Annotated in this window: 25 protein-coding genes; 17 read left to right on the top strand and 8 right to left on the bottom strand. The window is 54.0% G+C overall.

Features of this window, described 5'->3' with window-relative positions; genetic code table 11:
- The first annotated feature begins 16 nt into the window (after positions 1-16).
- The gene (gene rnr, locus MUU46_RS03915; protein ID WP_258964817.1) at positions 17-2,470 is read left to right on the top strand and encodes a ribonuclease R; all 2,454 of its coding nucleotides are present in this window, start codon (positions 17-19) and stop codon (positions 2,468-2,470) included.
- A 134-nt stretch (positions 2,471-2,604) separates the two neighbouring features.
- Complete coding sequence (gene rlmB, locus MUU46_RS03910) at positions 2,605-3,336, top strand: 23S rRNA (guanosine(2251)-2'-O)-methyltransferase RlmB (protein WP_159774978.1); 732 nt, start codon at positions 2,605-2,607, stop codon at positions 3,334-3,336.
- Between the two features lie 81 nt (positions 3,337-3,417).
- On the opposite strand, the gene MUU46_RS03905 is transcribed toward rlmB, so the two are convergent.
- The gene (locus tag MUU46_RS03905) at positions 3,418-4,695 is read right to left on the bottom strand and encodes an MFS transporter (RefSeq protein ID WP_258964836.1); all 1,278 of its coding nucleotides are present in this window, start codon (positions 4,693-4,695) and stop codon (positions 3,418-3,420) included.
- Between the two features lie 214 nt (positions 4,696-4,909).
- On the opposite strand from MUU46_RS03905, the gene MUU46_RS03900 reads away from it, so the two are divergent.
- Positions 4,910-6,532, top strand: coding sequence for an isovaleryl-CoA dehydrogenase (locus MUU46_RS03900; RefSeq protein WP_258964816.1), 1,623 nt, complete (start codon positions 4,910-4,912; stop codon positions 6,530-6,532).
- Positions 6,533-6,566: 34 nt separating this feature from the next.
- Here MUU46_RS03900 and MUU46_RS03895 read toward each other — a convergent pair whose 3' ends face one another.
- Positions 6,567-6,842 (bottom strand): YdgH/BhsA/McbA family protein, encoded by a 276-nt coding sequence (locus tag MUU46_RS03895; protein WP_159759856.1) that lies wholly within the window; start codon positions 6,840-6,842, stop codon positions 6,567-6,569.
- A 252-nt stretch (positions 6,843-7,094) separates the two neighbouring features.
- Entirely contained in the window at positions 7,095-7,406 is a 312-nt protein-coding gene (gene bsmA, locus MUU46_RS03890) for a biofilm peroxide resistance protein BsmA (RefSeq protein ID WP_258964815.1), read from the bottom strand.
- Between the two features lie 206 nt (positions 7,407-7,612).
- Between bsmA and yjfP the strand changes: the two genes are divergently transcribed.
- Positions 7,613-8,326: an esterase gene (yjfP, locus tag MUU46_RS03885; protein WP_258964814.1), complete on the top strand. Its 714-nt coding sequence runs from the start codon at positions 7,613-7,615 to the stop codon at positions 8,324-8,326.
- Here the strand turns inward: yjfP and ulaR are convergent.
- Positions 8,323-9,078, bottom strand: coding sequence for an HTH-type transcriptional regulator UlaR (gene ulaR, locus MUU46_RS03880; protein WP_258964813.1), 756 nt, complete (start codon positions 9,076-9,078; stop codon positions 8,323-8,325). The two genes, yjfP and ulaR, sit on opposite strands and share 4 nt — an antisense overlap.
- Before the next feature lie 128 nt (positions 9,079-9,206).
- Positions 9,207-10,271, bottom strand: coding sequence for an L-ascorbate 6-phosphate lactonase (ulaG, locus tag MUU46_RS03875; protein WP_159759477.1), 1,065 nt, complete (start codon positions 10,269-10,271; stop codon positions 9,207-9,209).
- A 364-nt stretch (positions 10,272-10,635) separates the two neighbouring features.
- Between ulaG and ulaA the strand changes: the two genes are divergently transcribed.
- The 6 genes from ulaA to MUU46_RS03845 are packed head-to-tail and all read left to right on the top strand — an operon-like array spanning position 10,636 to position 15,066.
- Positions 10,636-12,036, top strand: a complete 1,401-nt coding sequence (gene ulaA, locus MUU46_RS03870) for a PTS ascorbate transporter subunit IIC (protein ID WP_185153765.1) — start codon at positions 10,636-10,638, stop codon at positions 12,034-12,036.
- A 13-nt stretch (positions 12,037-12,049) separates the two neighbouring features.
- Complete coding sequence (gene ulaB / locus MUU46_RS03865; RefSeq protein WP_064540712.1) at positions 12,050-12,355, top strand: PTS ascorbate transporter subunit IIB; 306 nt, start codon at positions 12,050-12,052, stop codon at positions 12,353-12,355.
- A gap of 9 nt (positions 12,356-12,364) precedes the next feature.
- Positions 12,365-12,832, top strand: a complete 468-nt coding sequence (ulaC, locus tag MUU46_RS03860) for a PTS ascorbate transporter subunit IIA (RefSeq protein WP_159759473.1) — start codon at positions 12,365-12,367, stop codon at positions 12,830-12,832.
- Between the two features lie 12 nt (positions 12,833-12,844).
- Positions 12,845-13,501: a 3-keto-L-gulonate-6-phosphate decarboxylase UlaD gene (locus MUU46_RS03855; RefSeq protein ID WP_258964812.1), complete on the top strand. Its 657-nt coding sequence runs from the start codon at positions 12,845-12,847 to the stop codon at positions 13,499-13,501.
- A 9-nt stretch (positions 13,502-13,510) separates the two neighbouring features.
- The gene (locus MUU46_RS03850; RefSeq protein WP_159759469.1) at positions 13,511-14,365 is read left to right on the top strand and encodes an L-ribulose-5-phosphate 3-epimerase; all 855 of its coding nucleotides are present in this window, start codon (positions 13,511-13,513) and stop codon (positions 14,363-14,365) included.
- Positions 14,365-15,066 carry an L-ribulose-5-phosphate 4-epimerase gene (locus MUU46_RS03845; protein ID WP_258964811.1) on the top strand — a complete coding sequence of 234 codons (702 nt, stop codon included), beginning with the start codon at positions 14,365-14,367 and terminating at the stop codon, positions 15,064-15,066. Before MUU46_RS03850 ends, MUU46_RS03845 begins: the two co-directional genes overlap by 1 nt.
- Before the next feature lie 89 nt (positions 15,067-15,155).
- Here MUU46_RS03845 and yjfY read toward each other — a convergent pair whose 3' ends face one another.
- Positions 15,156-15,407 (bottom strand): DUF1471 family protein YjfY, encoded by a 252-nt coding sequence (gene yjfY / locus MUU46_RS03840; RefSeq protein ID WP_374684500.1) that lies wholly within the window; start codon positions 15,405-15,407, stop codon positions 15,156-15,158.
- Positions 15,408-15,771: 364 nt separating this feature from the next.
- Between yjfY and rpsF the strand changes: the two genes are divergently transcribed.
- From rpsF to MUU46_RS03815, 5 genes are all read left to right on the top strand, one after another.
- Positions 15,772-16,167 (top strand): 30S ribosomal protein S6, encoded by a 396-nt coding sequence (gene rpsF / locus MUU46_RS03835; RefSeq protein ID WP_159759463.1) that lies wholly within the window; start codon positions 15,772-15,774, stop codon positions 16,165-16,167.
- Positions 16,168-16,173: 6 nt separating this feature from the next.
- Complete coding sequence (priB, locus tag MUU46_RS03830) at positions 16,174-16,488, top strand: primosomal replication protein N (RefSeq protein WP_159759461.1); 315 nt, start codon at positions 16,174-16,176, stop codon at positions 16,486-16,488.
- Between the two features lie 4 nt (positions 16,489-16,492).
- Entirely contained in the window at positions 16,493-16,720 is a 228-nt protein-coding gene (gene rpsR, locus MUU46_RS03825; protein ID WP_002210155.1) for a 30S ribosomal protein S18, read from the top strand.
- Positions 16,721-16,761: 41 nt separating this feature from the next.
- Positions 16,762-17,211 (top strand): 50S ribosomal protein L9, encoded by a 450-nt coding sequence (gene rplI, locus MUU46_RS03820; RefSeq protein WP_159759459.1) that lies wholly within the window; start codon positions 16,762-16,764, stop codon positions 17,209-17,211.
- Positions 17,212-17,357: 146 nt separating this feature from the next.
- Entirely contained in the window at positions 17,358-18,287 is a 930-nt protein-coding gene (locus MUU46_RS03815; protein ID WP_258964810.1) for a DMT family transporter, read from the top strand.
- A gap of 38 nt (positions 18,288-18,325) precedes the next feature.
- Here MUU46_RS03815 and MUU46_RS03810 read toward each other — a convergent pair whose 3' ends face one another.
- Positions 18,326-19,015, bottom strand: a complete 690-nt coding sequence (locus tag MUU46_RS03810) for a LysM-like peptidoglycan-binding domain-containing protein (protein ID WP_258964809.1) — start codon at positions 19,013-19,015, stop codon at positions 18,326-18,328.
- A 132-nt stretch (positions 19,016-19,147) separates the two neighbouring features.
- On the opposite strand from MUU46_RS03810, the gene bamJ reads away from it, so the two are divergent.
- Positions 19,148-19,768: a BamJ family beta-barrel-assembly machinery protein gene (gene bamJ, locus MUU46_RS03805; protein ID WP_258964808.1), complete on the top strand. Its 621-nt coding sequence runs from the start codon at positions 19,148-19,150 to the stop codon at positions 19,766-19,768.
- 306 nt (positions 19,769-20,074) lie between these two features.
- The gene (gene cycA, locus MUU46_RS03800) at positions 20,075-21,478 is read left to right on the top strand and encodes a D-serine/D-alanine/glycine transporter (protein WP_159759451.1); all 1,404 of its coding nucleotides are present in this window, start codon (positions 20,075-20,077) and stop codon (positions 21,476-21,478) included.
- 41 nt (positions 21,479-21,519) lie between these two features.
- On the opposite strand, the gene ytfE is transcribed toward cycA, so the two are convergent.
- The gene (gene ytfE, locus MUU46_RS03795; protein ID WP_258964807.1) at positions 21,520-22,182 is read right to left on the bottom strand and encodes an iron-sulfur cluster repair protein YtfE; all 663 of its coding nucleotides are present in this window, start codon (positions 22,180-22,182) and stop codon (positions 21,520-21,522) included.
- Between the last annotated feature and the right edge of the window lie 78 nt (positions 22,183-22,260).

Raw genomic sequence — 22,260 nt, 5'->3', positions numbered from 1 at the left:
CAACGGAGGAACCGCTATGTCACACGATCCTTTCAAGGAACGCGAAGCTGAAAAATACGCGAACCCTATCCCGAGCCGCGAATTCATCCTCGATTTCATTACTAAACGTGAAAAACCGGTCAGCCGAGACGAGCTGGCAACAGAGCTGAAAATCGAAGGTGAAGAACAGCAGGAAGCCCTGCGTCGCCGCCTGCGCGCCATGGAGCGCGACGGGCAACTCGTTTTCACTCGCCGTCAGTGCTATGCGCTACCGGAACGCCTTGATCTGCTGAAAGGTAAAGTCATCGGTCACCGTGATGGCTTTGGCTTCCTGCGCGTCGAAGGGCGTAAAGACGATCTCTATCTTTCATCTGAACAGATGAAAATGTGTATGCACGGCGATCAGGTGCTGGCGCAGCCGCTGGGTGCCGATCGTAAAGGCCGCCGCGAAGCGCGCATCGTTCGCGTGCTCGAGCCAAGAACCGGGCAAATCGTTGGCCGCTACTTTACCGATGCAGGTATCGGCTTTGTAGTGCCGGATGACAGCCGTCTGAGCTTTGATATCCTCATCCCGCCTGAAGAACTGATGGGCGCGCGGATGGGCTTTGTGGTGGTGGTTGAGCTGACTCAGCGCCCTACTCGCCGCACGAAAGCCATTGGTAAAATTGTTGAAGTGCTGGGCGATAACATGGGCACCAGCATGGCCGTGGACATGGCGCTGCGCACCCATGAAATTCCGTATGTCTGGCCACCTGAAGTTGAAAAACAGATTGCGAACCTGAAAGAACAGGTGCCGGAAGAAGCCAAAGTGGGCCGTGTGGATCTGCGCGATCTGCCGCTCGTCACCATCGATGGTGAAGACGCCCGTGACTTCGATGACGCCGTCTTCTGCGAGAAGAAACGTGGCGGCGGCTGGCGTCTGTGGGTGGCTATTGCCGACGTAAGCTATTACGTGCGCCCGCCAACTGCGCTGGATGCCGAAGCCCGCAGCCGTGGCACCTCAGTGTACTTCCCGTCACAGGTTGTCCCGATGCTGCCGGAAGTGCTGTCCAACGGTCTTTGCTCCCTGAACCCACAGGTTGACCGACTGTGCATGGTCTGTGAAATGACCATTTCAGCAAAAGGACGCCTGACGAGTTATACATTCTACGAAGCGGTGATGAGTTCCCATGCGCGTCTGACCTATAATAAGGTCTGGCACATGCTGCAGGGCGATCAGGAGCTGCGCGAGCAGTACGCCCCACTGGTGAAGCATATCGAAGAACTGCACAACCTCTACAAAGTGCTGGATGTTTCCCGCGCTGAACGTGGCGGGATCTCGTTCGAAAGCGAAGAAGCGAAGTTTATCTTCAACGCCGAGCGCCGCATTGAGCGCATTGAGCAAACTCAGCGTAACGATGCCCACAAACTGATCGAAGAGTGCATGATCCTCGCGAATATTTCGGCTGCGCGCTTCGTCGAGAAAGAATCAGAGCCTGCGCTGTTCCGTATTCACGATAAGCCAACTGAAGAGGCAATCACCTCTTTCCGCACCGTTCTGGCCGAGTTGGGCCTGGAGCTGCCGGGTGGCAATAAGCCTGAGCCGCGCGATTACGCGGAACTGCTGACGTCCATCGCTGATCGTCCGGATCACGAGATGCTGCAAACGATGCTGCTGCGCTCGATGAAACAGGCGGTATATGACCCGGAAAACCGCGGTCACTTCGGTCTGGCGCTGCAATCTTATGCGCACTTCACTTCGCCGATCCGCCGTTACCCTGACTTGTCGCTGCACCGCGCCATCAAATATCTGCTGGCGAAAGATGAGGGGCACACAGGTCACTCCACCGATACCGGCGGCTGGCACTACAGCATGGAAGAGATGCTGCAACTGGGCCAGCACTGTTCGATGACCGAACGTCGCGCCGATGAAGCGACGCGTGAAGTCTCCGATTGGCTCAAGTGTGACTTCATGCAGGATCAGGTCGGTAACGTGTTCCCTGGCGTTATTGCCAGCGTGACAGGCTTTGGCTTCTTCGTACGCCTCAGCGACCTGTTCATCGACGGCCTGGTGCACGTGTCTTCCCTCGACAACGATTACTACCGTTTTGACCAGATAGGCCAACGTCTGATTGGCGAATCCGGTGGTCAGACTTACCGTCTGGGCGACCGCGTGGAAGTTCGCGTGGAAGCGGTCAATATGGACGAGCGCAAAATCGATTTCTCGCTGATCTCCAGCGAACGTGGTCCGCGTAACGTCGGTAAAACCGAGCGTGAAAAAGCGAAGAAACCGGGCGGTGCAAAGCCTGGCAACCGTCGTCGTCAGGCCGGTAAAAAGGTGAACTTCGAGCCGGATGCCGCATTCCGCGGTGAGAACGGCCAGGCAAAACCGAAGCCAAAAGCGAAGAAAGACGCAGCCGGTAAGAAAGCCAAAAAACCGTCTGATAAAACGCTTAAAATCGCCACCGCAACCAAAGCCAAACGCGCTGCGAAGAAGAACGTCGCCGAGTAATTTTTACCCTCATGCTGTCCTTCTCCTTAAAAGAGAGAGGGTGATGCCCGGAGCAATCCGGGTTTTCTCTCTTGCCACTTTGGGGAGCGGCCGGGATGAGGGGATCAACGATTAACAATTTACGAGTACCATTCATGAGTGAAATGATTTACGGCATCCACGCGGTGCAGGCCCTTCTCGAGCGTGCACCCGAGCGTTTTCAGGAAGTCTTTATCCTGAAAGGCCGCGAAGATAAACGTCTTCTGCCGCTTATCCATGCGCTGGAAGCCCAAGGTGTGGTGATTCAGGTCGCGAACCGCCAATACCTTGACGAGAAGAGCGAAGGTGCTGTGCATCAGGGGATCATCGCGCGCGTAAAAGAGGGTCGACAGTATCAGGAAAACGATCTGCCGGATCTGCTGAGCCAGTTCGAGAACCCATTCCTATTGATCCTCGACGGCGTGACCGATCCGCATAACCTCGGTGCTTGTCTGCGTAGCGCAGATGCGGCGGGCGTGCACGCGGTGATTGTTCCGCGCGATCGTTCTGCCCAGCTCAATGCGACGGCCAAGAAAGTGGCCTGCGGTGCTGCAGAAAATGTGCCGTTGATCCGTGTGACCAATCTGGCACGTACCATGCGTCTGTTGCAGGAAGAAAACATCTGGATTGTGGGTACCGCGGGTGAAGCCGACCACACGCTGTATCAGAGCAAGCTGGCTGGCCGTATGGCGCTGGTGATGGGTGCGGAAGGTGAAGGCATGCGTCGCCTGACCCGTGAGCACTGCGATGAGCTGATCAGCATTCCGATGGCGGGCAGTGTGTCTTCACTGAATGTGTCTGTCGCCACCGGTATTTGCCTGTTTGAAGCCGTGCGCCAGAGAAGTTAATATTGAATGCCTGGTGGCACTACGTTTACCCGGCCTACAATCCGTAGGCCTGGCAAGTGTTAGCGCCGCCGGGCAGTTTGTTTACTCATCCAGTGACCGCAGATGGTCATCCTTCCTCAGCGTCATCAACGCCATAATACTCACCACTGCCGTGGCCATCACGTAATACGCCGGAATATCGAGATTACCCGTTTGCTTAATCAGCCCGGTAATAATCAGCCCTGCGCAGCCAGAGAAAATGGCATTGGAAAGTGAATACGCCAGCCCAAGTCCGGTGTAACGAACTTTGGTTGGGAACATTTCCGACAGCATGGCAGGCCCAGGCCCGGCCAACATCCCTACCAGTCCACCCGCAATAAACACGACCAGCCCTTTGACCAGCAGCGTGCTGGATTCCGCCTGCAAAATTTTCAGCAACGGCAGTGCCAGTACCAGCAGTAATACCGCGGCGAGCACCATCAGCGTGCGGCGACCAATTTTATCGCTCAGCATGCCCGACGGAAGAATGGTTACCGCAAAACCAATATTTGAAATCACCGCAATCAGCAGCGCCTGGTTAAACCCGGTATGCAACGCAGATTGTAGGTAGGAAGGCATGATTACCAGATAGGTGTAACCCGCAGCAGACCACACCATCAGACGGCCAATGCCGATAACAATCGCTTTGAAGGTACCGCTACTGCTGGCTTTGACCGGAATCGCATCCGTTTTCTGCTGACGGACGAAACTTGGCGTTTCTTCCATATTCATTCGCAGCCAAAGTGCCACGCCGCCCATCGGCAGCGCTAAAAAGAACGGCATGCGCCAGCCCCAGTCGAGCATTGCTTCAGGGCTGAGCATGGCAGACATCAGTGCCACGATACCCGCACCCGCCAGCAAACCCAGCGCAACGGTGAAGGATTGCCACGCGCCGTACAGCCCGCGTTTGCCTTTTGGCGCGAACTCGGTCATCAACGACACGGCTCCGCCGTATTCTCCGCCCGCAAACAGACCCTGCAAAATGCGCAGCGCGGTTAAGAGTAACGGCGCGGCGACGCCTATTGTGGCGTACACCGGCACGAAGCCAATCGCGGTGGTTGCCAGCGTCATCATCACCAGCACCAGAATCAGCGTCGGTTTACGTCCGATGCGGTCGCCCAGACGCCCGAAAACGACGGCTCCCAGCGGGCGGAAGAAAAAGGCCACAGCGAATGCCGCATAGGTGAGGATAAGCCCGGTAATCGGCGCCTCTCCTTCGAGCTGAAAGAAGTTTTTGGCAATAACCGTCGCCAGAAAACCGTAAACGGCAAACTCATACCATTCGATGAAATTGCCAATTGAACCGGCTATCAACGCACGTTTGTGCGCCCCTGCTGCCACTGCTCCTGTTTGCATAGCATGTCCTGAGGTTGTACATCGTATTAACCATTGAATAAATTATTCCATACAAAGCATATAAGAAAATTTAAAATTCTTATGGCTGTGATGGGCCTCACGAAGCTGGGTATGTTTCTTTTTTGTCGCTCTTTTTACGGGCAGACCCTCAGTGCGCTGACCATACTTACGGCTGATGCTCATGAAGGAAGGAGGCGCCATGTCCTGGCAAACGCATACCGTGTTCAACCAGCCTATGCCGCTCAATAACAGCAACTTGTTCCTTTCCGATACCGCGCTGCATGAGGCGGTGATGCGGGAGGGCGCAGGCTGGGATCTCGATTTACTGGCCAGCATTGGGCAACAGTTGGGGGCTGCGGAATCGCTGGAGCTCGGGCGACTCGCCAACGTGAATTCGCCGGAACTGCTACGCTACGACGCCACGGGTGAACGGCTGGATGATGTGCGCTTTCATCCGGCCTGGCACCTGTTGATGCAGGGCCTGTGTGCCAACCGCGTGCATAATCTGGCCTGGGAAGAGGACGCACGATCCGGCTCGTTTGTTGCCCGCGCGGCGCGTTTTTTGCTGCATGCGCAGGTCGAGGCCGGCACGCTTTGCCCGGTGACCATGACCTTCGCCGCCACGCCGTTGTTACAGCAATTCCTGCCTAAGCCTTTTGCCGACTGGGCCACGCCCTTAATGAGCGATCGCTACGATTCCCATTTGCTGCCCGGTGGTCACAAGCGCGGGTTGCTGATTGGCATGGGGATGACCGAGAAACAGGGCGGTTCTGATGTGCTGAGTAATTCCACCCGGGCCGAGAAAATCGACGGTGAAATGTACCGGCTGGTAGGGCATAAATGGTTCTTCTCCGTGCCGCAAAGCGATGCGCATCTGGTTCTGGCGCAGGCCAGCGGCGGATTATCGTGCTTTTTCGTCCCGCGCTTTTTGCCTGACGGACAGCGTAATGCGGTACGGCTCGAGCGCTTAAAAGACAAACTTGGCAACCGCTCCAATGCCAGCAGCGAAGTGGAGTTTACCGATGCAATCGGCTGGCTGCTGGGAGAAGAAGGCGAGGGGATCCGCCTGATCCTCAAAATGGGCGGCCTGACCCGCTTCGATTGCGCGCTGGGCAGCCACGGTCTGATGCGTCGGGCGCTATCAGTGGCGCTGTATCACGCGCATCAACGACAGGCGTTTGGCAAAACGCTTGTCGAGCAGCCGTTAATGCGCCAAGTGTTGAGTCGGATGGCATTGCAGCTGGAAGGGCAAACCGCCTTTCTGTTTCGTCTGGCACGGGCGTGGGATAACCGGGCTTCCGCCGAGAGCGCACTCTGGGCCAGACTCTTTACGCCGACGGCGAAATTCGCCATCTGCAAAGCGGGCATTCCGTTTGTCGCCGAGGCGATGGAGGTACTCGGCGGGGTGGGCTACTGCGAAGATAATGAGCTGCCTCGTCTGTACCGTGAAATGCCGGTGAACAGTATCTGGGAAGGCTCGGGGAATATCATGTGCCTCGATGTACTGAGGGTGCTGGCAAAACAACCGGGGGTCCTGGAACTGCTCAGCGTCGAATGCAATGAAGTGAAAGGGCAGGACCGGCATTTCGACCGCGCCTGGCGTCAACTTCAGCAGCGGCTGCGTAAACCACTGGAAGCGCAGGGGCGTGAAATCACGCAGCAGCTCTATCTGCTGGGTTGCGGGGCGCAAATGCTGCAAACGGCATCACCACCGATGGCGCAGGCCTGGTGTCGGATGATGCTGGATTCGCGCGGCGGAATGCTGCTGGATGAGCGTTTACAGAGTGATTTACTGCTGCGGGCAACAGGCGGGATGGGGTAAAGCAGGGGCAGGCGCTCAGCGTCTGCCCATTATATCAGGCGTACAGAATGGCCTGTACGCGCCAGTTGTCTGGATTCTGTTCTTCATACATCTGGATAATACGGTACCACGACGCCCCTTGCTCATCGGCTTTGAGGGCGATCACGCGTTCGACGTCCTGAAGGCTGCCAGAAATATTATTGACGGAAATTTGACCGATTTCATTCAGTCCAGTCACACAATCGGCGCTGGCAAACTCTGCAGATTGCGCCGTGGTGTTCGAAAATCCTAAAGTAAAGGCAAAGGCGTGTTTCATCGTCGTCAGCTCCATTTCACGTAACCCGAGGTTAGCCCTGGGCAATCCATCGCAGACATGCATCCTGTTATTCCCCGTCATACTTCGATCTGCAGGGGCGTTGACTGCACTCTCTCACTCAGTCACTTACTCACGTAGGCTCCTGGAGATTCAGTCTCTTGCCGCCTTCCTGCCACACGAATTATTTCGGGGATGGCATGACGTCATTGTGCATCGGGAAACGTGAACGGCTGAAAAGCAATGTAAAGCTGGCTAAATTATGCCCGCTCAAGGTTTGCGATACAGTATTGCCTGTGAATACCATTGTCCCGGAACCATGGTGTCATCAATCATGATGATCACGTAGTAATCTGCTTTGGCGGCGGTCACTTTCGCCTTGATGACCGATTCAACATCCATCGGTGAACCGTACACCATGGCACTGACTGTACCCATCTTTTGCAGACCTTCCGTCTGATTCCGTTGGATTTCCTGCGGGTGACTGGTGAGTGGCGGCGGGGCTTCAGGGGTTCCCTGAAGTACGCTACATCCACACAGCAAAAGCACCAGCAGCATTGGCGCAAAACGTCGCATAGCCATATCCCGTTTCCTGATAATCATTAGTGTAGTGATTAATAAATTGCGTTTAGGGGGAATGTTCCCGAACTGTTATCTCTGGCGCGATTTTCGAATGAAATAATCGTAAAACCGTAATCCACCTCTCAACATTAGCAGCCGTGAGGAAAGGATAAACTTGCGCGGGAAATCTCAGCGTGTCATACCAGCATAAAAGAAGGGGAAGATAAATGATTGAACTTGAAATGCGTAAGCTGGCGGGCAGCGAGATTTTACACGCCTTTCCGCGCGGAAAAGCAGATTGTGCATTGCCGTGTATCGTTTTTTATCATGGATTTACTTCGTCAAAACAGGTCTACAGCTATTTTGCCGTAACGCTGGCACTGGCCGGCTTTCGGGTCATCATGCCCGATGCGCTCGATCACGGGTCGCGTTTTAGCGGTGATGATGCGACACGAATGCAGCGCTTCTGGCCTATTCTGCTCAACAGCTGTCACGAATTCGCCGCGCTGAAAGAGGCTATCGTGGAACAAGGATGGCTGGAAGAAGACCGGCTGGCGGTGGCGGGCGCATCGATGGGTGGCATGACGGCGCTGGGGATAATGACCCATCACCCGGAAGTAAAATGCGTCGCCAGCCTGATGGGGTCAGGCTACCTCACATCACTTTCCCGCTCGCTGTTCCCTTCACTAGAAACGCCAGCGGAACTGACCGAATGGGACGTTGGGCATCAGCTGGAAAAATTGGCTACCAGGCCTCTGCTCTTGTGGCACGGTGAAGACGACGACGTAGTGCCCGCCGCCGAAACGTTCCGTCTACAGCAGGCGATGCAACAGCAGGGGCTGGACCGCAAGCTTACCTGCCACTGGCAAGCAGGCGTTCGCCACCGAATCACGCCGGAAGCGCTGGACGTGACGGTGGCGTTCTTTAAGCAGTTCCTCTAAACACGCAGAACCCGGACGCCCTGATTTTCCAATTGTGTGAGGATTTCAGGGTTAGCGTCTTTGCCGGTAATTATAATATCGATATCTTCCGCGCGGCTGAACAGCATGCCCGCGCGTTCACCGACTTTGGTGCTGTCGACTAACACCACCAGTTTCCCGACGCCGTTCAGCATTTTTTGCTCTGCCATCGCGGTCAGCATATCGGTTTTATATAACCCGTCGACGGTGAGGCCCTTGCCGCTGGTGAACATCCAGTGTCCTGCATAAAGCGAGTTTTCACTTCCCTGCGGGCTCAGCGTGATGGACTGGCTCTTATCGTACTGGCCGCCCATGATGATCACGCTGTCGTGCTCCTGGTCGATCAGGAAATTCGCCAGAGGCAGATAGTTGGTGATGATTTGTACTGGCTTGCCGCACATTTCCCGGCCAAGCAGGAACGCCGTTGAACCACAATTGATAACCACGCTTTCTCCTGGATTCACCAGTTGCGACGCGGCCCGTGCGATACGCACCTTTTCATCGTGATTCAGTGCTTCGTGGATGTTCATCGGCGTCCAGCGTGGGCGCTGTTGGCTAATGGCTTCGGCGCCGTTCCGCACTTTTTTCAACCTGCCGCTTTCATCCAGTTTATTGATGTCCCGACGAGCGGTTGCCGGAGAAACCCCCAGTTTTTCAATCACCTGTTCGACAGTGACAAAACCCGTCTGCGCCAGCAGTTCGAGTAAGATTTGGTGCCGTTGTGCTTCGGTCATGAGCTATTCCGCAGATCCCTGATTTTTAATGATGATATTTGAAATAGCCTGAAATTACTAAGCAAAAGTCGTATTGAAAGGCCAGCGCAGCGGTCATCCCCCCGGATCGGTGCCGCGCCAGCGCGGTCTTACAGGAAAGATTTAAACGGCAGATCCGGTTCTGTGGTGAAGCAATCATCGAAGCCACGCGGGTAATGGTATTCCAGATTGTCTTTATCCTGCGGCCAGGTGAATTTGCCGCCAACCTGCCAGATAAACGGCTTGAAGCCATATTTCAGGCGGTCTTTCTTCATTTCCCACAGCGCGCGGATTTCCTGCGGGTCGGCCTGGAAATTCGACCAGATATCGTGATGGAACGGGATAACCACTTTAGTGTTCAGCGCTTCCGCCATTCGCAGCATATCGGCGCTGGTCATTTTGTCGGTTATGCCACGTGGGTTTTCACCGTACGACCCGAGCGCAACGTCGATCTGGTGCTCGTTGCCGTGTTTGGCGTAGTAGTTGGAATAGTGAGAGTCGCCGCTGTGATACAGATTACCGCCCGGTGTTTTGAACAGGTAGTTGACCGCGCGTTCGTCCATGCCATCCGGCAGAATGCCTGCCGCTTTTTGTTCTGCAGGTAGGGTGATCAACGCTGTGCGGTCAAAAGCATCGAGGGCGTGGATTTCAATATCTTTCACTTTTACCACGTCACCCGGTCTTACTACGATGCAGCGTTCACGCGGCACGCCCCAGCCAATCCACAGGTCGACACAGGTTTGCGGCCCGATAAACGGAATATCGTCGGCGCAGTTTTGCATCACGGCGGCAGCGACGTTCACGTCGATATGATCGTTGTGATCGTGCGTCGAAAGCACGGCGTCTATTTTTCTGATCGCAAAAGGATCCAACACAAACGGCGTGGTACGCAGGTTAGGCTGGAGTTTCTTCACGCCTGCCATTCGCTGCATCTGGTGGCCCTGTTTCATCAGCGGATTGCCGTGACTTTGTTTGCCGGTACCGCACCAGAAGTCGATGCAAAGGTTAGCACCACCCTGAGATTTCAACCAGATACCGGTGCAGCCTAGCCACCACATGGCGAAGGTTCCCGCGGCCACCTGCTCTTGCTCAATTTCCTCATTCAGCCAGCTTCCCCACTCCGGAAAAGTATTCAGGATCCAGGATTCGCGGGTAATGCTCTTCACTTTACTCATGGTTATCGTCCTTATCAGTTTTCAAAATAAATCACATTGTGATTATTATTGATTGATACTGACATCACTTTTACGTCAGCGCAACTCTGCTTTTTGCCAATTATCGCTAACCCCAGAGACTGGATTATGAGCTGGAGATATTTCACTGGTGGTTTAAATGTGTTTTTTATTATTGAGTTATGTTGATTTGTTTATCGTCGAAAACGGTGTGATGAAAGCCATGTAATAACCAGGGATATATTTTGCGATCGGACTCTCAATAAATCAAATTCAATCTTGTGATGATTACTTGTGATTATTAAAGTGAGCAGCACAACACCGGGCGGTGTCAATTCGCCCGATGATTCCAACCATGGAGATCGTTATGGCGTTCCTCTACACCGCCTTTACCGTGTTCTTTAATCAGGTCATGACTAACGCCCCGTTGCTGCTGGGGATAGTGACGTGTCTGGGCTACATCCTGCTGCGTAAGAGCGTGAGCGTAATCATTAAAGGCACCATCAAAACCATTATTGGTTTCATGCTGCTGCAGGCAGGGTCGGGGATTTTGACCGGCACGTTCAAGCCAGTGGTGGCGAAAATGTCGGAAGTGTATGGCATTAATGGTGCTATCTCAGATACCTACGCGTCGATGATGGCGACTATCGAGCGCATGGGAGATGCCTATAGCTGGGTGGGATACGCGGTACTTCTGGCGCTGGCGCTGAATATTATTTATGTCCTGCTTCGGCGCATCACCGGTATCCGCACCATCATGCTGACCGGGCACATCATGTTTCAGCAGGCAGGGCTGATTGCCGTGTTCTTCTACATACTCGGTTACCCGATGTGGACCACCATTATTTGCACTGCGGTACTGGTGTCACTCTACTGGGGCATTACTTCCAACATGATGTACAAGCCGACGCAGGAGGTCACCGACAACTGCGGTTTCTCTATCGGCCACCAACAGCAGTTTGCCTCCTGGATTGCCTACAAAATTGCGCCGTACCTCGGTAAGAAAGAGGAGAGCGTTGAAGATTTGAAGCTGCCTGGCTGGTTGAATATTTTCCACGACAATATCGTGTCTACGGCTATTGTCATGACCGTGTTCTTCGGTGCCATTTTGCTTTCCTTCGGTATCGATGTGGTGCAGGCGATGGCGGGCAAAGTGCACTGGACCGTCTATATCCTGCAAACCGGTTTCCAGTTCGCGGTGGCAATATTCATCATCGTGCAGGGTGTGCGCATGTTTGTGGCTGAGCTCTCCGAAGCCTTCAACGGAATATCGCAGCGGCTGATCCCTGGGGCCGTGCTGGCCATCGACTGCGCTGCCATCTACAGCTTCGCGCCGAACGCTGTGGTTTGGGGTTTCATCTGGGGCACCGTTGGCCAGTTGATTGCTGTTGGCATCCTCATTGGTTGCGGATCGTCGATCATGATTATTCCCGGTTTCATTCCAATGTTCTTCTCTAACGCCACCATTGGCGTCTTCGCTAACCACTTTGGCGGCTGGCGCGCTGCGCTCAAAATTTGCCTGGTGATGGGCATGATTGAGATTTTCGGCTGCGTCTGGGCTATCAAGCTGACCGGTATGAGCGCGTGGATGGGCATGGCGGACTGGTCGATTCTGGCTCCGCCGATGATGCAGGGCTTCGTCTCTATTGGCATCGTCTTTATGGCGGTCATTATCTTGATTTCTCTGGCTTATATGGTCTTCGCTGGCCGCACGTTGCGTGCCGAAGAAGACGCAGAAAAACAACTGGCAGAGTCTTCTGCCCACTAAAAGGATCGGGATTATGACGGTACGAATTCTGGCGGTATGCGGTAACGGGCAGGGCAGTTCCATGATTATGAAGATGAAAGTGGATCAGTTCCTGACGCAGCAGGGAGTCGATCACTCAGTGAACAGCTGTGCGGTGGGCGAATATAAAAGTGAGCTGAGCGGGGCTGACGTCATTATCGCGTCAACACACATCGCCGGTGAAATCACGGTAACGGGCAACAAACATGTGGTCGGCGTGCGCAACATGCTGTCAGCGGCGGATTTTGGACCCAAGCTGATGGAAGTGATTACCGCGCATTTTCCTCAGGATCTGAAATAAGGACGCGGTATGAAACTACGTGATTCGCTGGCCGATAACCGCTCGATTCTGCTTCAGGCTCAGGCTAACACCTGGCAGGAGGCGGTAAAGCTGGGCGTCGATTTACTGGTCAAGGCTGACGTTGTCGAGCCGCGATATTACCAGGCCATTCTGGATGGCGTGGCGCAGCACGGCCCGTATTTTGTCATCGCACCAGGCCTCGCCATGCCGCATGGTCGTCCGGAAGAGGGCGTGAAGAAAACGGGTTTTGCCCTGGTCACGCTGCGGGAGCCGCTGGTGTTTAACCATGAAGATAACGATCCGGTGGATATCCTCATCACCATGGCGGCGGTGGATGCCAACACCCATCAGGAAGTGGGCATCATGCAAATCGTTAATCTGTTTGAAGACGAAGCCAATTTTGACCGTTTACGCGCCTGCCGTACCGAGCAGGATGTGCTGGACCTGATTGATAGCGCCACTGAGGCGTGTGCTTAACAAGGAAATACTATGAGCTCTTCATTACCGATGTTGCAGGTCGCGCTGGATAACCAGAGCATGGCCGATGCGTATGCCACCACGCGATTGATCGCCGAAGAAGTCGATATCATTGAGGTCGGCACCATCCTTTGCGTGGCCGAAGGCGTTCGCGCCGTGCGTGATCTGAAAGCGCTGTATCCGCACAAGATTGTGCTCGCAGATGCCAAGATTGCCGATGCCGGAAAAATCCTCTCACGGATGTGCTTTGAAGCCAATGCCGACTGGATAACGGTGATTTGCTGCGCGGATATCAACACCACCAAAGGTGCGCTGGAAGTAGCAAAAGAATTTAACGGCGACGTGCAGATAGAACTGACCGGATTCTGGACATGGGAACAGGCACAGGAGTGGCATCAGGCAGGTATTCAGCAGGTGGTTTATCACCGCAGCCGTGATGCACAGGCGGCGGGAGTGGCGTGGAGTGACGCGGATATCACCGCCATCAAACGCCTTGCAGATATGGGTTTTAAGGTTACCGTGACCGGTGGTCTGGCCCTGGAAGATTTACCGCTGTTTAAAGGTATTCCCATCCATGTATTTATCGCCGGGCGTAGCATCCGTGATGCAAACGATCCTGTTGAGGCCGCGCGTCAGTTTAAGCGGTCTATCGCCCAGCTGTGGGGCTAAGGAGCGTCTATGTTGTCGAAACAGGTTCCACTCGGTATCTATGAGAAAGCGCTCCCCGCCGGGGAGTGCTGGCTGGAGCGTCTGGGCCTTGCCAAAACGCTGGGTTTTGACTTCGTCGAAATGTCGATTGATGAGACCGATGCGCGCCTTTCGCGGCTTGGCTGGAGTCGTGAACAAAAGCTCGCGTTAATTAACGCCGTCGCCGAAACTGGCGTGCGGGTGCCGTCGATGTGCCTGAGCGCCCATCGTCGTTTTCCACTCGGCAGTGAGGACGACGCGGTGCGCCAGCAGGGCCTGGCGATTATGTACCAGGCGATTCAGTTCGCGCAGGATGTCGGCATTCGGGTGATTCAACTGGCGGGCTATGATGTCTATTACCAGCAGGCGAATAACGAAACGCGCCGTCGTTTTCGCGAAGGGCTGAAAGAATGCATTGAAATGGCGAGTCGGGCGCAGGTGACGCTGGCAATGGAAATCATGGATTACCCGCTGATGAACTCCATCAGCAAAGCGTTGGGGTACGCTCATTATCTCAATAACCCGTGGTTCCAGATTTACCCGGATATAGGCAACTTGTCTGCATGGGAAAACGATGTGCAAATGGAACTGCAAGCGGGTATTGGGCATATCGTGGCGGTTCACGTCAAAGATACACAACCGGGCGTCTTCAAGAATGTGCCGTTTGGCACGGGTGTCGTGGATTTTGAACAATGCTTCAGTACGTTAAAACAGAGCGGCTACCACGGGCCATATTTGATTGAAATGTGGAGCGAAACGGCGGAAGACCCTCTGGTTGAAGTGAAAAAAGCCCGCGACTGGGTGCTTCAGCGCATGGCAAATGCTGGATTGGTGGAGGCCGCCTGATGGAACAGCTTAAGCAGCAGGTTTTCGCCGCTAACATGGATTTACCGCGGTTTGGTCTGGTGACGTTTACCTGGGGAAATGTCAGCGCCATTGACCGCGAACATGGGTGGGTAGCCATTAAGCCGAGCGGCGTGGCGTATGAAGCCATGACTGCCGATGACATCGTCGTGGTCGACCTCCAGGGCAATGTGCTGGAAGGTTGCTATCGTCCCTCCTCTGATACTGCCACACATCTGGCGCTGTATTGTCAGTATCCCGACATCGGCGGCGTGGTTCATACACACTCAACGCATGCTACTGCGTGGGCGCAGGCCGGTCTTTCTATCCCGGCATTGGGCACAACGCATGCGGATTACTTCTTTGGCGATATTCCTTGCACTCGCCCGTTAAGTGAGCCGGAAGTGCAGGGGGATTACGAGCTCAATACCGGCAAGGTGATTATCGAAACACTCGGTGAAACCCCAGCGTTGCATATGCCTGGCGTTGTCGTCTGGCAGCATGGTCCTTTTGCGTGGGGCAAAGATGCGCATGAAGCGGTCCATAATGCGGTGGTCATGGAGGAAGTCGCGAAAATGGCGTTGCTGGCGCAGGGGATTAATCCGCAGCTCAAGCCGGTCGATGGTTGGCTGATGGAGAAACATTTCAATCGCAAGCATGGGCCGAATGCCTACTATGGGCAACAAGAGACTGGCCAGAAGTAAGTTTTCAGTACCTGCCGTACAAAAAAAAGCCCCCAAAAAATGGGGGCAGCATTGAGTCAGGGCAAATACGTTCTGCGGTTTTCCTGGTGCTAGCGGTAAACGTCAGCGCTGGCGTGAATAAGGCCATTGCTGCCGGGTTCATGGATAAGGATTGGGTGATAGTATTTGGCGCCACGGGCGTCACTCTCTTCACTCAAGGCTTGATCTGCTTCACTTTCGGTGGCGATGTTATGATTAATGTAAATGACGCCTAAGCTCTGCACATCGTCCATATTTCTGGCCTGTCGGCCGTCTATCTTGATGGCTGCCATCGCGTTTGCGCTGAGCAAAACGGCAGCCATTACGGCGATTACGATGTTTTTCATGACAGTGACTCCATACAGCCTGCTGCGTTATGGTGAAGTCTCCTCGTGGCTTCGGTCCTGATATGATTTAAGTGTAATCCCTCTTGGTTGATTAAATAGCGACCATTTCTGATGCAGTTGTTCAAAAAAATGGCGCATCCAGTGTTGGTTAATATTAAACCACTGACTTTCTTCCTCTTTGCGCTTCGTGCGAATTATTTGTGCAATCACCTTGAGTTATTCAGGGGCTGCAAGTATGATTACGCGTCAATTTTTCAGCCGCCCTTTAACCACGTTCCTTGCCTCCATGGGCCGCGGCTGACCCAGACAGGAGGCTGAATAATCCGTAAGGAGCAATTCGATGCGTCATTACGAAATCGTTTTTATGGTCCATCCTGACCAGAGCGAACAGGTTCCGGGTATGATCGAGCGTTACACTGGTGCAATTACTGCAGCAGAAGGTACGATCCACCGTCTGGAAGACTGGGGCCGCCGTCAACTGGCTTATCCGATCAACAAACTGCACAAAGCTCACTACGTTCTGCTGAACGTTGAAGCGCCGCAGGAAGTTATCGATGAGCTGGAAACAAACTTCCGCTTCAACGATGCCGTTATCCGCAGCATGGTTATGCGTACTAAACACGCTGAGACTGAAGCATCTCCGATGGTAAAAGCGAAAGACGAGCGCCGTGAGCGTCGCGATGATTTCGCAAGTGAAACCACAGATGATGCTGAAGCTGGGGATTCTGAAGAGTAATCGCTGATGGCCAACCGTCTGGCGTTGTCCGGCACAGTGTGCAGGGCGCCACTTAGAAAGGTTAGCCCATCAGGAATTCCTCACTGCCAGTTCGTGCTTGAGCACCGATCTATGCAGGAGGAAGCCGGTTTTCACCGGCAGGCATGGTGTCAAATGCCCGTTATTATTAGCGGACACGAGAACCAAGCCATTACTCACAGTATAACGGTCGGCACGCAAATCACCGTTCAGGGCTTTATCAGTTGCCACAAGGCACGAAATGGTCTGAGCAAAATGGTGTTGCATGCCGAGCAGATTGAATTGATAGATTCTGGAGACTAGCCAAATGGCACGTTATTTCCGTCGTCGCAAGTTCTGCCGTTTCACCGCGGAAGGCGTTGTAGAGATTGATTACAAAGACATCGCTACGCTGAAAAACTACATTACCGAAAGCGGTAAAATTGTCCCGAGCCGTATCACCGGTACTCGTGCAAAATACCAGCGTCAGCTCGCTCGTTGCATCAAGCGCGCTCGCTACCTGTCCCTGCTGCCGTACACTGATCGTCATCAGTAATCGGCCACAGTCCATTAACACGACTTTGAGAGGATAAGGTAATGCAAGTTATTCTGCTTGATAAAGTAGCAAACCTGGGCAGCCTGGGTGATCAGGTAAACGTTAAAGCGGGCTACGCTCGTAACTTCCTGGTTCCACAGGGTAAAGCTGTTCCAGCTACCAAGAAAAACGTTGAATTCTTCGAAGCACGCCGTGCTGAACTGGAAGCCAAACTGGCTGACGTTCAGTCTGCTGCTGAAGCTCGCGCTGAGAAAATCAACGCACTGGGCACCGTTACCATCTCGTCTAAAGCAGGCGACGAAGGTAAACTGTTCGGTTCTATCGGTGCTCGCGACATCGCTGATGCAGTTACTGCTGCTGGCGTGGCTGTTGCTAAGAGCGAAGTTCGCATGCCGAACGGCGTTCTGCGTACCACTGGTGAGCACGAAGTGGACTTCCAGGTTCACAGCGAAGTGTTCGCTAAACTGGTAGTAAACGTAGTTTCAGCGTAATTTTATTACTCTGTAACAACGACAAAACGCCGGCCTTGTGCCGGCGTTTTGCTTTTCTGCACTGGCACCATTCCTGCCCGCAGTAGCTATTCCCTAGACATTTCCGGATAATGAATTAAAACGCTATTTTAATTCAGGTGTCGGTAATGGAAATAGTTACACCCGCTCCGCTCTTTACCCGTAAAAACGTGGTCTATGCCGGGGCAACGCTGTGCTGTTTACTGTGGGGAAGCTCTTATCCCGCGATCAAAAATGGTTATGAAATCTTTGAGATAGCCACCGACGACATCCCTTCAAAAATCATCTTTGCAGGCTATCGCTTCCTGTTCGCAGGCTTGTTACTGCTGCTGTTCGCGCTGGTGCAGCGTAAGCCCATTGCCCGATTTAACGCCCGGCAGTTCGGCCAGTTCACGATCCTGGGTCTGGCCCAAACCTCGATTCAGTACGCCATTTTCTATATCGGCCTGTCGTTCACTACGGGGGTGAAAGGCTCAATCATGAACGCCACGGGCACATTCTTTAGCGTTCTATTGGCGCATTTTATCTATCAGAACGACAAGCTGAGCTATAACAAAACCCTGGGCTGTGTCCTCGGGTTTGCCGGGGTGATGTTGGTGAACTTTAGCCATTCACTGACCGATTTCAGCTTTGTCTGGCGCGGTGATGGTTTTGTGGTTCTGGCAGCATTCATTCTTTCCGCGGCGACGCTGTACGGGAAACGCATTTCGCAGACGGTCGACCCGACGGTGATGACCGGCTGGCAGTTGGCTATCGGCGGGCTGGTACTGGTGGTGGGCGGCTATCTTTCCGGTGGCATGCTGACGTTCCACGGCATTGAATCCATGGCGGTGCTGGGCTATCTGACACTGCTCTCATCGGTAGCGTTTGCGCTGTGGAGCACGCTGCTGAAGTACAACCGCGTCAGCATGATTGCGCCGTTCAATTTCGTTATTCCAGTGGCGGGTACGGTACTGTCAGGCATTTTCCTCGGCGAGAATATTATGGAGTGGAAATACGTGGTGGCGCTGGGGCTGGTGTGTACGGGGATTTGGTGGGTGAACAAGCAGAAAGGGTGAAACTGGCCCGGTAAGCGCAGCGTTACCGGGCAAAAGCGTTAGTGAACGCGGATATAGCTACCGTCAGATTGACGGGTAAACATCACCTGCTGTCCGCCGCCGCTATCGATGGTGAGCCCTGTCACCACGCCGTTAGCATTCTGGCGAACCTGAACCATTTGCCCGGCCTGCAGTGAACTCAACGGCTTTCCGGCACCTTCCACTTTTGACATCGCATAGACATCGGTCGGCGACAGATTATGATCGCGGAACAGCTGTGCCAGGGTTTTGCCTGACTCTACGCGATAGCTGCGCCACTGCTGTTCGATGCCCGGTAAGGATTGCGACTGCGCAGGCGCGGTTTGCGCCTGAGGCTCAGATTGTGGCTGAGCTTGTACCGTCTGCGACTGCTCGTCAGGCTGCTCTTCCTGAACGACTTCCGGGGCGGCAGGCGCAGCCTGGCCTGGATCGTTTACCGGCGGTGTGGAAACCAGCGGTGGCAGCGGCTGCTGTAGATTGCCCTGTTGCGGCTGAGACTGAGACTGGATATCGAGCTGCGCATTCCGGCTCACAGGCTGTTGGACTGGCGCATTATCATCAGAGGGAAGCAGAAAGCCGATGATGACCAGCAGAAAACCCGCAATGATACCGCGACGGTGCAGCGGTGGCAGCGGGTCCATCAGTGTGAAATTATCCGGTGCATGCCAGATTTTTAACAACGTAGGTTGTAGTGCGAATCGCCCGGGCATGGGTCACCTCCTGCTCCGCGTTTCCCTGTTTTGTCCCTCAGTATATACATAATTCTGCCGAGACAAAGTTTTACCCGATGCGGCCTGGCTGTTATGCTGCCCGCTGATTTTCATCCGATGAAAGGAAAGACCATGGCAACCCCGACTTTTGACACCATTGAAGCCCAGGCTAGTTACGGAATCGGCCTCCAGGTAGGACAACAGCTTAGCGAATCCGGCCTGCAGGGCCTGCTGCCAGAAGCACTGGTTGCTGGTATTGCTGATGCGCTGGAAGGCAAACAGCCGCAGGTTCCGGTGGATGTGGTTCACCGTGCGCTGCGTGAAATTCACGAACGTGCTGATGCAGTGCGTCGCGAACAATTCGAAGCCATGGCTGCAGAAGGCGTGAAATACCTGGAAGAAAACCGTGAGAAAGACGGCGTGAGCAGCACCGAGTCCGGCCTGCAGTTCCGCGTTCTCAATCAGGCCGAAGGCGCAATCCCGGCCCGTACCGACCGTGTACGCGTTCACTACACCGGCAAGCTGATTGACGGCTCCGTGTTTGACAGCTCCGTGGCACGCGGCGAACCCGCTGAATTCCCGGTTAACGGCGTGATCCCAGGCTGGATCGAAGCCCTGACCCTGATGCCGGTTGGCTCCAAATGGGAACTGACTATCCCGCAAAACCTCGCTTACGGCGAGCGTGGCGCTGGCGCGTCCATCCCACCATTCAGCACTCTGGTTTTCGAAGTCGAACTGCTCGAAATCCTGTAAGTCAGCTGATCCTCTCCCGTTCGTGGGAGAGGATGTCATAAAGTAGTGTAAAATCCCTAAGTTATAACTTCTTTAGCATTTAATTTTGCATTGTCGCAAGGTTAGTGTATTTTCGTGAGCTGTTTCGCGTAAGTAGAGTGATATAACACTCACTTCAAACATCTTATTAACATTATATTCATTTCTTAGTATTCAACCCGCCGATTCTTTCCTACTATCGATCCGTCTTAAAACTGAAACATCGACAGATGTATTCAATGGCCGCAGAGCCAGCACAACACAACAGGAACAACAGGAAGAAATCACATGGTAGATCAGATAAAAGTCGCTGCCGACGAAGAGGCATCGACCGAACAATCACTTCGGCGCAATCTCTCCAACCGACACATTCAGCTAATCGCTATCGGCGGCGCCATCGGCACCGGGCTGTTTATGGGCTCGGGTAAAACCATCAGTCTGGCTGGGCCGTCGATAATCTTCGTTTATATGATAATCGGCTTCATGCTCTTCTTCGTCATGCGCGCAATGGGTGAATTGCTGCTGTCGAATCTCGAATACAAATCCTTTAGCGATTTCGCCGCCGACCTGCTCGGACCGTGGGCGGGGTACTTCACCGGCTGGACTTACTGGTTCTGCTGGGTGGTGACCGGAATGGCTGACGTTGTCGCGATTACCTCCTATGCGCAATTCTGGTTCCCCGGATTGTCAGACTGGGTCGCGTCGCTGGCAGTTATCGTTCTGCTGCTGGGCCTGAACCTCGCCACCGTGAAAATGTTCGGTGAGATGGAGTTCTGGTTCGCGATGATCAAAATCGTTGCCATCGTCGGGCTGGTGATTGTCGGTCTGGTTATGGTGATGACGCACTTCACGTCCCCAAGCGGCGTACAGGCGTCGTTCGACCATCTGTGGAATGACGGCGGCTGGTTCCCGAAAGGGATTAGCGGTTTCTTCGCCGGGTTCCAGATAGCGGTGTTTGCCTTTGTCGGTATTGAGCTGGTGGGCACCACGGCTGCTGAAACGAAAGACCCGGAGAAATCCTTACCGCGCGCGATCAACTCCATTCCCATCCGTATCATCATGTTCTACGTGTTCGCCCTGGTGGTGATTATGTCCGTCACGCCATGGGGTTCCGTGGTGCCGGATAAGAGCCCGTTTGTTGAATTGTTCGTGCTGGTTGGCCTGCCTGCGGCGGCGAGCATCATCAACTTCGTGGTGCTGACCTCGGCGGCATCGTCCGCGAACAGCGGCGTGTTCTCGACCAGCCGTATGCTGTTCGGGCTGGCGCAGGACGGCGTAGCACCAAAAGCGTTCGCTAAGCTCTCTAAGCGCGCAGTTCCGGCGAAAGGGCTGACCTTCTCCTGCATCTGCCTGCTGGGTGGGGTGGTTATGCTGTACGTGAATCCAAACGCAATCGCCGCGTTCACGATGATCACCACTGTGTCGGCCATTCTGTTTATGTTCGTGTGGACCATTATTCTCTGTTCGTATCTGGTCTACCGTAAACAGCGTCCGCAGCTGCATGAAGCGTCAAAATACAAAATGCCGCTTGGCAAAATGATGTGCTGGGTATGTATGGCGTTCTTCGTGTTCGTGCTGGTGTTGTTGACGTTGCAGGAAGATACCCGTCAGGCGCTGATTGTCACGCCGCTGTGGTTCGTGGTGCTGGGCTTAGGCTGGATGTACGTCGGTAAAAAACGGATGGCGAAGTAACGATTTTTTCCCTCTCCCAATGGGAGAGGGAAACGACAGAACTATTCTCCCGCTAACGCCCGCGGGAAAAGCACATTGTTTTCCAGACTGATGTGCTCCATCAAATCATCGATCAGTTCGTTAATGCCGTTATACATCGCCTTCCAGGTGGTGCAGGCTTCTGGCGGTGGCGTCACGTTATGAGTCACGTGCTTAATCACTTCCAGCAGTTCTCCGGCATCATCATGCTCGCTTTCCATTACGCTGATTGGCCCCATCGCCTGGTGGCCCATGCCTCGTTTGATCATCGGGAACAGGATCTGCTCTTCTTTCATCATATGGCTGGAAAGCTCCTGATGCAGGGCGGTCAGGTATTTCGCCAGGCCTTTTGGCACGTTGGGTTTATCTGCATGAACGCGCTCCACTTTAGTGGCCTGTAAAATCAGCTCCGGCAGCTGTTCGCGGTGACGGTCGTGATAGCGCACCAGAATGTGGTCGATAATTTCTGCCAACGGTGCCACGCGCCACTCTTTCTCGACGGGCTGCAGCACGAGCGTTGCCAGCTCTGCTTCGATCAGCGCCACGTCCAGCGCTTTGCGCTCCGCAGCCCTGGCCAAGGTTTGCTTGCCACCGCAGCAGTAATCCATATCGTATTGACGAAACAGGGCAGACGCACGTGGGATTGAGAGTGCCAGTTCACCTAAAGGTTGATCGCGAAATGCCATAGCCGTTACCTCATCTTGAAATATAAGATGCATTTTAAATACATCTTTATGATAAGGAAATACCCCTTAGGAATAACG

The organism is Scandinavium tedordense (assembly GCF_024764965.1).
Lineage (GTDB): Bacteria > Pseudomonadota > Gammaproteobacteria > Enterobacterales > Enterobacteriaceae > Scandinavium > Scandinavium tedordense.
This window is presented reverse-complemented; position numbering and strand designations above follow the sequence as displayed.